At 69.2% G+C, this 11,819-nt stretch carries 15 protein-coding genes and 1 pseudogene; 3 read left to right on the top strand and 13 right to left on the bottom strand.

Going from position 1 to position 11,819, the window contains the following annotated elements:
* The 8 genes and pseudogenes from Q0581_RS11030 to Q0581_RS11065 all read right to left on the bottom strand — a co-directional run.
* Positions 1-385 (bottom strand): annotated as a pseudogene (locus tag Q0581_RS11030) (CpaF family protein); the annotation flags it as partial.
* A gap of 147 nt (positions 386-532) precedes the next feature.
* Positions 533-2,014, bottom strand: a complete 1,482-nt coding sequence (locus tag Q0581_RS11035) for a cellulose synthase operon protein YhjQ/BcsQ (RefSeq protein WP_298700260.1) — start codon at positions 2,012-2,014, stop codon at positions 533-535.
* A 2-nt stretch (positions 2,015-2,016) separates the two neighbouring features.
* The gene (locus tag Q0581_RS11040; protein ID WP_298700262.1) at positions 2,017-2,697 is read right to left on the bottom strand and encodes a CpaD family pilus assembly protein; all 681 of its coding nucleotides are present in this window, start codon (positions 2,695-2,697) and stop codon (positions 2,017-2,019) included.
* Positions 2,698-2,705: 8 nt separating this feature from the next.
* Positions 2,706-4,253, bottom strand: a complete 1,548-nt coding sequence (locus tag Q0581_RS11045) for a type II and III secretion system protein family protein (RefSeq protein ID WP_298700263.1) — start codon at positions 4,251-4,253, stop codon at positions 2,706-2,708.
* Positions 4,250-5,176, bottom strand: coding sequence for a Flp pilus assembly protein CpaB (gene cpaB, locus Q0581_RS11050; RefSeq protein WP_298700264.1), 927 nt, complete (start codon positions 5,174-5,176; stop codon positions 4,250-4,252). The genes Q0581_RS11045 and cpaB overlap by 4 nt, the downstream gene beginning before the upstream one ends.
* 93 nt (positions 5,177-5,269) lie before the next feature.
* The gene (locus Q0581_RS11055; protein ID WP_298700266.1) at positions 5,270-5,785 is read right to left on the bottom strand and encodes a prepilin peptidase; all 516 of its coding nucleotides are present in this window, start codon (positions 5,783-5,785) and stop codon (positions 5,270-5,272) included.
* 116 nt (positions 5,786-5,901) lie between these two features.
* Entirely contained in the window at positions 5,902-6,081 is a 180-nt protein-coding gene (locus Q0581_RS11060; RefSeq protein ID WP_298700268.1) for a Flp family type IVb pilin, read from the bottom strand.
* 225 nt (positions 6,082-6,306) lie between these two features.
* Positions 6,307-6,486, bottom strand: coding sequence for a Flp family type IVb pilin (locus tag Q0581_RS11065; RefSeq protein ID WP_298700268.1), 180 nt, complete (start codon positions 6,484-6,486; stop codon positions 6,307-6,309).
* 254 nt (positions 6,487-6,740) lie between these two features.
* Here Q0581_RS11065 and Q0581_RS11070 point away from each other — a divergent pair, with 254 nt between their 5' ends.
* From Q0581_RS11070 to Q0581_RS11080, 3 genes are read left to right on the top strand one after another with little or no spacing between them, the layout of a single operon-like run.
* Positions 6,741-7,151 (top strand): pilus assembly protein N-terminal domain-containing protein, encoded by a 411-nt coding sequence (locus Q0581_RS11070; RefSeq protein WP_298700271.1) that lies wholly within the window; start codon positions 6,741-6,743, stop codon positions 7,149-7,151.
* 5 nt (positions 7,152-7,156) lie between these two features.
* On the top strand, positions 7,157-7,690 hold the full coding sequence (locus Q0581_RS11075) for a TadE family protein (protein WP_298700273.1): 534 nt from the start codon (positions 7,157-7,159) through the stop codon (positions 7,688-7,690).
* A complete protein-coding gene (locus Q0581_RS11080) occupies positions 7,690-8,244 on the top strand; it encodes a TadE/TadG family type IV pilus assembly protein (protein WP_298700275.1) in 555 nt (184 codons plus the stop codon). The genes Q0581_RS11075 and Q0581_RS11080 overlap by 1 nt, the downstream gene beginning before the upstream one ends.
* Here the strand turns inward: Q0581_RS11080 and Q0581_RS11085 are convergent.
* The 5 genes from Q0581_RS11085 to Q0581_RS11105 form a co-directional block, all read right to left on the bottom strand.
* The gene (locus Q0581_RS11085; protein ID WP_298700276.1) at positions 8,241-9,518 is read right to left on the bottom strand and encodes an anthranilate synthase component I family protein; all 1,278 of its coding nucleotides are present in this window, start codon (positions 9,516-9,518) and stop codon (positions 8,241-8,243) included. The two genes, Q0581_RS11080 and Q0581_RS11085, sit on opposite strands and share 4 nt — an antisense overlap.
* Entirely contained in the window at positions 9,518-10,297 is a 780-nt protein-coding gene (locus Q0581_RS11090; RefSeq protein ID WP_298700278.1) for a tyrosine-protein phosphatase, read from the bottom strand. Before Q0581_RS11090 ends, Q0581_RS11085 begins: the two co-directional genes overlap by 1 nt.
* Before the next feature lie 24 nt (positions 10,298-10,321).
* Positions 10,322-10,636: a transcriptional regulator gene (locus Q0581_RS11095; protein WP_298700279.1), complete on the bottom strand. Its 315-nt coding sequence runs from the start codon at positions 10,634-10,636 to the stop codon at positions 10,322-10,324.
* Between the two features lie 2 nt (positions 10,637-10,638).
* The gene (locus Q0581_RS11100) at positions 10,639-11,256 is read right to left on the bottom strand and encodes a hypothetical protein (protein WP_298700280.1); all 618 of its coding nucleotides are present in this window, start codon (positions 11,254-11,256) and stop codon (positions 10,639-10,641) included.
* A 113-nt stretch (positions 11,257-11,369) separates the two neighbouring features.
* The gene (locus Q0581_RS11105) at positions 11,370-11,813 is read right to left on the bottom strand and encodes a hypothetical protein (RefSeq protein ID WP_298700282.1); all 444 of its coding nucleotides are present in this window, start codon (positions 11,811-11,813) and stop codon (positions 11,370-11,372) included.
* Positions 11,814-11,819 lie beyond the last annotated feature (6 nt).

Raw genomic sequence — 11,819 nt, forward strand, 5'->3', positions numbered from 1 at the left:
TGACGATGTCCTGGACCAGATGCTCCTGCTCGGCCACCGACATGGAGACGTTCTTAATCGCCACCAGTTCGGCGACGATGTCGCGGATTTCCTCGGCCGCCGCCTTGGGATCGAGCTGGGCCAGCTGGGCCAGATCGATCGTGTTCATCAAGGCGTTGAAGATGGTCGTCTTGGTGGCGTGGTAATAGTCCGACTGCTCGCGGACGATCTCGGCCACGGCCTGGGCCTTCTTCAGCTGCTCCAGGCCGGCGGTCGGCTTGGGGCCGGCGCCGGGCTTGGCCGGGGTGGGCGCGGCGGCGGGCTGGGGCTTGGGCCGGGCCGCCAGGGCGTCCAGCCGGTCGGCGGCTTCAGGGCGCGGCGCGACCGGCGCGGGTTCGGGCGCCAGGGCGGTCTCGGCGCCGAAGGCGAAGGCTTCGGTCTGGACGCCCTGTTGCGGTTGGGCCGGGGCGTGCGCAGGCTCGGCCGGCGCCGGATAGGGCGCCGGTGCGGGTCCGCCGGGGGCTCCTGTGCGCTTGCCGAACACGGGCTTTCGTCAGCCCTTCTTCTTGAACAGATTGGCGAACAACGACTTGCTTTCGCCCTTGGCCTTGCCGGGCGCCGACAGCAGCGGCATCTCGCGGCGCGAGACGATCTGGGCCAGGGTCTGGAAGGCCTCGCCCACCTTGGACTTGGCGGCGGCGTCCAGGATCATCTGGCCGTTGTTGGCGGCCGCGCCGAAGACCTTGGCGTCGAAGGGGATGATCAGGCTGGGGTGGACGCCCAGCGCCTCGCCGAAATCCTTGGCCGGGATCTCGGGGCGGCCGGGCATGCCGACCTGGTTCAGCACCAGGCGCGGCGGCGCGTCGTTCGGACGGCCGTGACGGATCAGGTCGATCATGTTCTTGGCGTTGCGCAAGGAAGCCAGATCCGGCGTCGCCACCACCACCACCTCGTCGGCGGAGATCAGGGTGCGGCGCATCCACGACGACCACAGGTGCGGAAGGTCCAGCACCACGAAGGGCGCCGTGGCGCGGATGCGGGTGGTCACCTCTTCGAAGGCGTCGGCCCCGATGTCCCAGTCGGCGTCCAGGGTGGCGGGCGCGGCGAACAGGCTCAGTTTATCCGTGCAGCGGACCATCATCCGGTCCAGCAGGGTGGCGTCCAGACGGTCCGGCTGGCCCAGGGCGTCGGCCACGCCCGACAGCGGGTCCTGGTTGAAGTCCAGCCCGGCGGTGCCGAACGGCAGATCATAGTCGACGATGACGGTATTGGCGCCGATCCGCTCGCTCATCGCATAGGCGGTGTTGTGGGCCACGGCGCTGGCGCCGGCCCCGCCGCGCGCGCCGACGAAGGCGATCGACCGGCCGACGAAGGGCTGGGCCGGATCGGCGAACAGGCCGCCGATGGCCGAGATCAGCTGCAGCGGCTGCAGAGGCGCCACCAGATATTCGCTGACCCCGCGCCGCATCAGTTCGCGGAACAGGATGATGTCGTTGGTCGGTCCGACCACGATCACCTTGGTGCCGACATCGCAGACCTCGGCCAAGCGATCGACCTCGTGCAGCAGGCTGTGCGGATCGGCCAGGCTTTCGACCACGATCAGGGGCGGGGTGGGTTCGTGCTGATAGGCCTCGACGGCGGCGGCGACCCCGCCGACGCGGATCTGGGTCGTGGCGCGCGACAGGCGACGGTCCTGGCCCGCACGCTCGGCCGCCGCCAGGGTGTCCTGACGTTCGGCGAAGACATGGATGGCGATGCGCGGCACCGACACTTCGCCGATGGCCGGCCCGGCGGGCGCCAGGGCCTGGGACGCGCCGGCCACCAGCTCGCCCACAGGATTGAAGGCCGGCGCGGCGGGCTGGGCCGGAACCGTCGCCGGCGCCCCGCCCATGGCGGTGAACTGCAGCGGCTCGCGCGGATTGATGTCGCCATCGGCCGCCGGAAAGCCGCCGGGCGCCGACGCATCGGCGAAATCGGCGTCCAGGTCGAACTCGTCGAAGGCGTCGTAGGGGTTTTGCGCGTAGGCGTTGCTCATTCCTATTCCACCGCTCGTGAGACACGTCGGTTGGTCAGGAGTTCTTCCCGTTCGGCGGCGGTTCTTTCGCCCGCGCGATAGCTGTCGAAGACGACCGAGCGGCGACCCGCATCGGCCGGGGTCATGCCGCGCGGCTGCACGATGTCCCGGGGATTGGCGATCTGGGCCGCCAGATTGGCCGTGACCGCGCAGCCGAAATTGGCCGAGGTGGTGTTGTTGGCCGAGCGGGTCAGATTGCCCCACTGGGTTCCGCATTGCGGCACGACGGCGCGCACCGTCTCGAACCCGGCCAGGACCGGCGCCCGCGGATCGGGCGCGGCGTAGCTGACGATCTGGACGCGGCTTTCGGGCGCGCCGGCGGCGATCAGCGCGCTACGCACCTGCCAGCCCATGTCGTTGGCGACCGGGTCGCCGCCCTGGGGCGTCTCGATGACGATGGACGGGGCGCCTTCGACCAGGAACCGGCTGACCAGCTGGGCCAGATGTGCCTGCTGGTTGGCGGACATGCCGCCGTCGTGCACGGCCAGGGCGATGCGGTCCACGCCCGGCTCGACCTGCAGCGTATAGCGGCTGAGCGGCGTCAGCGGCTGCTCCAGCCCCAGATCGGCCGGCGCGCCTCCGCAGGCGGCCGTCAGGGCGGCCAGGCTGGCCAGCAGCAGGGTCGGACGGATGCGACGGATCATGGGCGTCCTCACTCGATCACATAGCCGGCCGGGCCCTGCCAGCCGGTTCCCTGGGCGGTCGGCGCGGGCGAACCATAGGCCTGGTTCAGCTGGCCGAAGAAGATGGTCTGGGCGTCCGAGGCGATGCGCAGGCCGTCGGCCGGCGTCTGCATCCGGCCCGGAGCGGTCGGCCGGACGATGTAGGGTTCGACGATGACCACCAGCTCGGTCTCGCCGGACTGATAGTCGCGCGACCGGAACAGACTGCCCAGAACCGGCACGCTCATCAGGCCGGGGAAGCTGTCGATGTTCTGGCGGGTGTTTTCCTGCAGCAGGCCCGCGATCATCATCGAGCCGCCCGACGGCAGCTCGACCGTGTTCTGGACCCGCCGGACATTCAGGCCCGCCAGGCTGATGGCGTTGGGCGTGCCGGCGCCGATGGTCACCGCCCCGGCGTTGGTCAGCTCCGACACCTCGACCGAAATCTGCATCGAGATGCGGCCCTCGCTCAGCACGATCGGCCGGAACGACAGGTTCACGCCATAGGGCTTGTATTCCGTCAGAATGGTGCCGCGATCGTCGCGGCCCACCACGATGGCGAACTCGCCGCCCGCCAGGAAGGACGCCTCTTCGCCATTGACCGAGGTCAGGTTCGGCTCGGCCAGGGTGCGGATCAGACCGACCCGTTCAAAGGCCTTGATGGTGGCCTCGCCCTTGTTCAGCCCGTCGTCGCCGACGGTCGCGCGCGGCTGAGCCGTATCCCAGTTGCCGATGCCGCCGGGATCATTGGGTCCGCGGATGATCTGGAAACACTGCGCGTTCGGATCCAGCCCGCCCGAGCACGGCACCAGCATCTGCGGCTGGACCGTCGAATCGTTGAAATAGCCGCCGGTGAAACCGCCCAGAAGGCCGCCGTTCACCGCAAAGGTCGCCGCCTGGCCAAAGATGCCCTGCGCCTCGCCCACCCGGCCCAGAACGGCGTTGGTGTCAAAGCCCAGCTGCTTGATGGCTGTGCGCTGGATCTCGACCACGCGCACCTTCAGCGTCACCTGATCCGAACCGGCGATGCTGATCATGTTCAGCACCTTTTCCGGCGCCGAGACGAAGGCGCGGGCCACCTGCTGGGCGCGCGCGGCGTCGGCCGGGCTGGCCGCCAGGCCCGTCAGGATGATGGTGTCGTTGACCGCTTCGGCGCGGATGTCGCTGCCCGGCGCGATGCGGCTGAGGGTGTCCTGAAGCGCGCTGGTCCCGGCGTCGACCCGAACCCTCAGGGCCAGGATGGTGCGGCCGGCGGCGTCCAGGAAGACGGCGTCCGTCTCGCCCGGCGCCAGGCCGATCACGGTGATCCGGCGCGGGCTGTGCAGCATGGCCTCGGCCACCTGCGGATTGGACACGATGACGTCGCGCGCATCGCCCGGCAGATCGACCGCGAACGACGATCCGCGCGGCAGGTTGATCAGGCGCGGCTGTTCGCCCGCGACCACGGCCGACCGGGTCTGGGCCAGGCCCATCGACGGCGGCATGCCCGCCAGGGCGATCAGGGCGGCGCCGAAGACGGCTTTGACCGAACGGCTCATTGGACCACCACCACTTCCGGCGCGCCGCCGCGATAGACCCGAACGGCGCTGGCCTGGCGGGTCGCCTGCACCCGGCCTGAAGGCCCGGTGGCGTCGGCATAGGAACGCAGCACCAGACTCAGTTCGCCCTCGGACTTGGCCAGGGCCAGGGCCTCGGCGTCGCGCGGCCCCAGCTCCAGGGTGGCGGTGGCGCCGACCACGGCCTGCTCCTCGTCGCCCGCGCGGGTCGACTGGTCGATGGCCAGGACCTTGATGTTCTGCAGCACGGTGGCCGAGGTGAATTTGGACCGGTCGCCCTCGCTGGCGCCGATGTTGGCCAGATTGGTCTCGCGCGTCAGCACCAGATCGACCCGGTCGCCCGGCAGGATGAAGCCGCCCGCCGCCGTCTCGACATTGACGCGGATGGCCATGGCCCGCATGCCCGGCTCCAGATAGGCGGCCATATAGCCGCTGTCCCCGGCGCGCACGATCTTGCGGCCCACGATGGGTTCGCCGGCCAGGATCGGCTCGCGCACGACCGAACCGAAATAGTCGGACTTGGCGCCGCCGCTGGCGACATTGGCGGCGGCCCGGGCCACGCGGGCCACGGCGCCCTGAGGCGGAGCAGCGGCGGCGGCGGCCGGCTTGGCCTCGGCGTCGCCTTCGGCGGCGGGAATGGGAACGGATCCGTCGGTGATGAAGGCGGGGTTCACCTCGTCCACCGGCCAGTCTTTCCAGGCCAGATCAGCGTCGGTCAGGCGGCGGCCCGGCGTCAGGTCGCGCGCCGCGACCAGAACCTTGGCCATGGGACGAACATCGGCGGGCGGGGCGGCGGCGGCGGCCGAGACGGGCTGGCCGGACGATCCCATGGCGCGCACCACCAGCGCCAGGCCGATGGCCGAGACGGCGGCGATGCAGATTACGGCGATCTTGGCGGGTTTCATCAGCGATCTCCGGCCGGGCCGCGATTCGCGCGACTCCTGCCGGTTAACGAGAGTGAAGGTCGCGGGTTAACGCGCTCCTAAACCGCCGCCGGCTCACACGCCTGAGGCGAAACCGGCCACCAGATCGCAGGCCGGATAGGCCAAGAGGGCGCCGATGGCGATGGCCACCCCATAAGGAATGTCGCCCTTGGGCTCCATCAGGCGCGGAAACCAGCCCTGCCCCCCGACCACATAGGGCCGGGCGTAGGCGCGGGCGAAGATCAGCATCAGACAGAAGATTCCGCCCGCCAGACCGGTCCACAGCAGGAACATGCCCGAGCCGGTGACCCCCAGCCACAGGCAGGCCGCGGCGATCAGCTTGGCGTCGCCCCCGCCGATCCAGCGCAGGGCGAACATGCCCGCCCCCACGAACAGGGCCGCCAGGGCCACGCCGACATGCGCCGCCACCGAGGCCCAGTCCAGACCGCTGGCCAGGGCGGCCGGAAAGAAGGCGACGATCAGAGCGGCCGAAATCCAGTTCGGGATCGTCATGGTCGTCAGGTCCCGCAGGCCCGCCACGATGACCAGGGCCGGCATGACCGCCAGCAACAGGAGCGTCAGCATATCCATGGCCATCACCCTAGACCCGGGCGCGTTAAGGCCGGGTTGCCGTCCGCGCCCAAAAGCAAAGGGCCGGGACGTTTCCGTCCCGGCCCCCGCCGGTTTCAAGACGTGTCGTCGGAGCCTTAGGCGCCGGCGGTGCCGCCCATGCCGGTCACGACTTCATTGAACTTGACCTTGATGGTCTCGCCCAGGGCCGTGACGGCCGAAATGATGACGACGGCGATCAGAGCCGCGATCAGGCCGTACTCGATGGCCGTGGCGCCCGACTCGTCCTGCATGAAACGCGAAACGAACTTGGTCATTTTATATCCTTCTCGATGAGGTCTTGGAGCAACTGACTGGGGGAGGAGCCGGTCACCCGTTGACCCCCAAAACGCACGGTGACTTTCGCCCATATGCGTTAAGGTCAGGTCTTCGGGATTGGTTACTTGGATATTCACCACGAATATTGTTCGAGACCGGAAAAGCAAAGGGCCGGGGCGTTTCCACCCCGGCCCTCGCCGGTTTCAAGACGTGTCGTCGGAGCCTTAGGCGCCGGCGGTGCCGCCCATGCCGGTCACGACTTCATTGAACTTGACCTTGATGGTCTCGCCCAGGGCCGTGACGGCCGAAATGATGACGACGGCGATCAGAGCCGCGATCAGGCCGTACTCGATGGCCGTGGCGCCCGACTCGTCCTGCATGAAACGCGAAACGAACTTGGTCATGGGTAACATCCTTCTGTCAGCGAACTCTTCGATTTCCACCATCGGGGCGGGTCGGTTGGTCCGCCTTTCCCCGTGTGACCCCACCATGCCGCAGCCGACTTAAAGCCAAGTAAAGCAAACGTAAGCTCATAGTTTTCAGAAATGGTTTTCGCCGCGTTTACTATTACGCTGCGCATTTCAGGATTTGTTGAGGTTTGCGCGCGATCTTGCGCGGGTCTTCGCGCGCATGCGCAGCCTGTCAAAGAGCCCGGCCCATGAGACCCCTGCCCTTCGTCGCCGCCCTGGTCGCGACCGCCCTCGCCTCGGCCGCCGTGGCGCAAAGCCGGCCCATGAATGTCGAGATCGACCGATCGGAACGGGTGACCCTGCGCGGCGCCGCCACATCGGTCATCGTCGGCAATCCCGCGATCGCCGACGTCACCGTGGTGGACGCCAACACCCTGTACATCACCGGCAAGGGCTATGGCGTGACCGAGGTCGTGGCCGTCGACGCCATCGGCCGTCCGCTGTTTCAAAGTCAGGTCGTCGTCACCGGCGGATCGACCGGCGCCGTGCGCGTCTGGCGCGGCGCCCAGGTGACCGAGATGGCCTGTGGCGCCTCGTGCGCGCCCAGCATCCGCTCCGCCCCCGGCGCCGCGACGCCGGCGGCCGCGCCGGTCCCCTGATCGCGATGGGGCGCGGCCTCCGCCTGGATCAGCGTCGCCGCCGTCGCGCCCGCGAGGGGTCGGCGGCGGTCGAATTCGCCATGGTCGCCCTGCCGTTCTTCTTCATGATGTTCGCGGTGCTGGAGCTGGCGCTGGTCTTCGTGCTGGATTCGGTGCTGGAAAACGCCGCCATCGAGACGGGCCGGCTGGTCCGCACCGGCCAGGCCGAGGCCCAGAGCTTCAACGCCGCCAAATTCAAAACCAGCCTGTGCAGCCGCATGAGCATCTTCTCGGGCGACTGCGCGTCCAAGGTGACGGTCGATGTGCGCCGCATCCCTCAGTTCAAGAACCCGACTGTGCCGGACCCCCTGTCGGGCGCCGGATTCAACCCGGCCGTGGCCGACTATGACGGCGGCAAGCCGGGCGACATCATGCTGGTGCGCGCCTGGTATCAGCACACCCTTCTGACGCCCTTCCTGTCTCAGGGCCTGTCGAAACTGAAGGACGGCAAGTCCATGCTGACCGCCACCACCGCCTTCCGCAACGAGCCTTACGACTGATGGCGGCGCGGGTTCACAGGCGCGCGGGGCTGGCGCGGCGGCTGCTGGGCGACCGTCGCGGCGTGTCGGCGGTAGAGTTCGCGCTTCTGGCGCCGATCATGATCGCCTTCTATTTCGGCCTGGCCGAATTCTGTCAGGGCTATATGGCCCAGAAGCGGATGGGCCACGCATCGGCCATGGTGGCGGATCTGGTGGCCCAGGCCGACATGATCAGCCCGGCCCAGGTCGATGACGCCTTCGAGATCGGCGGCCTGATCATGAAGCCCTATTCGGCCACGCCGCTGAAGCTGCGCATCTCGCAGGTGACGCGCGACAGCAAGGGGGTGGCCAAGGTCAGCTGGAGCCGCGGCAAGGGCTGGAGCGCGCGGGCCAAGGATCAGGTCGTCACCCTTCCCGACGGCCTGATCGACAAGGGCGAAAGCATCATCATGAGCGAGGCGACCTATGACTACGATTCGCCCGTCGACTATCTGATGCCCAAGATCACGCGCTTCTCGCACACCTATTACCTGCGCCCGCGCCTGACCGAACAGGTCACGCTGAACACCAACTAGTCGCCGGTCAGCGCCTCGCGGATCGCGCGGATCTTGGCGTCGGTTTCGGCCAGTTCGGCGGTCGGGTCGCTGTCGGCGACGATGCCGGCCCCGGCCAGGGTGCGGAAGCCCCAGCCGCCTTCATCACGGGTGAAGGTCGCCGTGCGGATCAGCACCGAGGCCGTCAGCCCGCCGTCGGGCGCCAACAGGAACAAAGACCCGCACCAGGCGCCGCGCGGCGCCTCGTGGGCGGCGATCACCTTCATGGCCTGATGCTTGGGCGCCCCGGTGATCGAGCCGGGCGGAAAGGCGGCGGCCAGAACCTGGGCCGGGCCGACGCCGGGCGCCGCCTGGGCCGTCACGGTCGAGACCAGATGATGCACGGTCGGCAGGCTTTCGATCTGGAACAGGCGTTCGACCTGCACTGTGCCCGGCCGGGCCGCGCGGGCCAGGTCGTTGCGCATCAGATCGACGATCATCAAATTCTCGGCCCGGTCCTTGGCGCTGGCGGCCAGTTCGGCGCTCAGGGCGGCGTCGGCGGCCGCATCGGCTCCGCGCGGCCGCGTGCCCTTGATCGGCCGGGTGACGATACGCTCGCCGTCGAAATCCAGGAACAGTTCGGGCGAGTTGGACACCAGCACCCGATCTCCCATCCGCCAGAAGGCGCCATAGGCGGACGCCCGTCCGGCCTGAAGCCGCAGGAAAACGTCGAACGGATCGGCCCCGGGCTTCAGCCGCCCGCTCCAGGCGCGGGCGATATTGGCCTGAAACAGTTCGCCCGCCCCGATGCGGGCCACCACATCGGCCACGGCCGCGCGATAGGCGGCGCCGTCAGCCTCGGCCGCGAAGGTTTCGGCGGGCGGCGGCGGTTGGATGACGTCGGCTTCCAACCAGGCCGCGGCGCGGTCGGCGGCGGCCTGGGCGGCCGGCTCGTCGTCGCCTTGGCCGATGGCGATCAGGCGGCGGTCATGCAGATCAAAGGCCAGCAGGGCCGAATATCGCGCCAGCATCAGGTCCGGCCACACCGCCTGACGCGCGCCGGTCGCGGGCCGCGCCCCCAGGTCATAGGACGCCAACCCCACCGTGCCCGGCCCGAAATCGTGCAGATGATCGAACGGCGCCTGCGGGTCCGCATCGCCGACGAAGACCCGGTCCGGCTCGGCCCCAATCCAGGTCCGGCGCCCGTGTGGCCCGCCGTCCGACAGAAGCGCCAGCGCCCCGTCCCGATGCGCTAGTCCGGCCGCAACGGCCAGGGGCTCGCGCCACGCCAGGGGCCGCCGGACCGTGACCGTCATCAGGCCGCCAGCCGCGCCGCGATCCGGTTGCGCAGGGCCGCGTCCACCCCCAGCGCCTGTTCCAGATAGGCCTCGGCCGAGCCGTATTGATCATCCAGCGCGGCGAAGGCGGCCTCAAGATAGGCGGCCTCGACTCCCAGAAAGGCGGTGACGGCGGCGTCCGAGGCGTCGCGTCCGGTCATTTCGCGAATCTGGCGCGCGATCGCCGGCGCCCGTCCGGCCAGATCGACGGCGGTGTTGGTCAGCAGATAGTCCTGAACCCGGTCGTCCGGGTGCACCCCCAGCAGCGTATGGGTCAGGGCCGCCAGCAGGCCGGTGCGATCCTTGCCCGCCGCACAGTGGATGACCACCGCCCCCTGCCCCTCGCCCAGGGCGCGGAAATAGCGGCTGAACACATCACGGTGGCCGGGGTCGAACGGCATCTTGCGATAGACGCGGGTCATGAAGGCGCGGCCCGAATCCTCGGTCAGGTCGGCGGACTTCAAAAAGGCGATGTGCGGCGCCTCGCCCCCGTCGTCGTGGGAAATCTCCAGCACCTGTCCGGCGAAGCCCGGCGGGCGGCGCGACGGCTGCTGGCGCCGTTCGCTGGGGCGGCGCAGGTCCACCACGGCGTCCAGTCCCCATCCGCCCATCCGCGCCAGATCCGCATCGCTGGCGCGGGCGTGGTGGGCGGTGCGGTAAAGCACGCCGGGCCGGATGCGGCGGCCCGCAGCGGTGGCGTAGTCGCCATAGTCGCGGGCGTTGTCGATGGCGTCGAAGGGGTGCAGGCGCGCGGTCATGGCGCCTGCTTATCCCAACGCGCGTCAGTCTTGAACCGCCCGTCCCGCAACCAGGCCCGCCATGGCGTCCAGATAGGCCACGAAGGCGCTGCGCCCCGCCTCGGTGATCCGCGCCTGGGTCAGGGGGCGGCGGTCCTGAAAGCTCTTGGTCACGGCGATGAAGCCCGCCTCCTCCAGCTTGCGCAGGTGGACCGACAGATTGCCGTCGGTGGCCTGCAACCGGGCCTTCAGCGTGCCGAAGTCGGCGCATTCGGCGGTGGACAGATAGGCCATGATCCCCAGGCGCATCCGGCCATGGATCACATCGTCGATCCGGCCGATGTCGAAATCATCGGCCATGGTCAGACGCCCCGCGCGGCTTCCCGACGCATCAGCACCAGTCCAGGCAGCAGGGCGACCAGCATCAGAAGACCGACGAAGACCAGATACAGTTCGACCCGGTCGGCCATGGCGCCCATGGCCACAGCGCCGCCGAACGACAACAGGGCCACCGCGTTCATCCATTTGATCCCGCTCATGGCCGCCGCGACCAGCCAGGCCGCGCCATAGGCGGCGAAGACCAGCGACGGCATCAGCTTCATGGCGTTCCAGTCGCCGGTGCTGAAGCCCACCGCCATCATCGACAGCCAGACGGTGAAGATCAGATAGCCCACCCCCGACCAGGCCACGCTGATGGCGTTGTTGCGCACTGTGTCGGCGCCCGGCTTGCGCCGCGCGCTGCGGATCAGGAAGACCAGGGCCACGGTGAAGGCGGCGCCCGCCGCCAGCCAGACCCACAACTGCGCCCAGGGGGTGACGTCGACCAGGCCGCTCTGGATCGCCCACTGGCCCAGGCTGGCGGCGCCGAAGATGAGGGCGGCGGCCACCATGATCGGGCCGTTCAACGGCGGCGCGTAGCGGCCTTCCTCGGCCATGGCGCGGACATAGGCGATGTCGGCGATGTCGTTCTCGTGGGTCATGTCGATCCTCCTGGCGCGATATCGACCGCGCTCCATGCCGGAATAGATGCGCCAAGAACTTTGCAGTGTAAAGTACTTTCTCGACATTGGCCGTGTTACGGCGACAGGCGCGTTCAGGGCGGGTCGAGAATCAGCTTCGTCGCGACCCAGATCACCCCGACGCCCGCCGAGAACAGCAGGATCGACAAGCCCATGCCCAGCCAGGGAAAGGGCCGGAACCGGCGCGGCAGGCTGGAGCCCCAGAAGCCGCCGCCCGCAAAGGCGGCAGCAGCCATCAGAACGCCCGCCGTCCCGGCGGCGAAGGATCGCGGCGGCAGGTCGTCACCCTCGTCCGAAGCGAACTCTCCGGCCTGGGCGCGGGCCAGCAGGTCGCGGCCTGCGTCGGCCATGGCGGCGGGCGCCATCAGGCGGATGCCCAGCGCGCGCTGCATCAGGGGGTCGATGGTGGTCTGGAGCCGCTCGGTCACCGTCACCTCGACCCCGTGCGAGGCCAGGAAGGCGGCGGCCAGATCGGCCTCATAGACGTCCTGGAAACGGGCGATCTCGACCAGCGCCATCGCCCG

This window comes from uncultured Brevundimonas sp., assembly GCF_937863155.1.
Lineage (GTDB): Bacteria > Pseudomonadota > Alphaproteobacteria > Caulobacterales > Caulobacteraceae > Brevundimonas.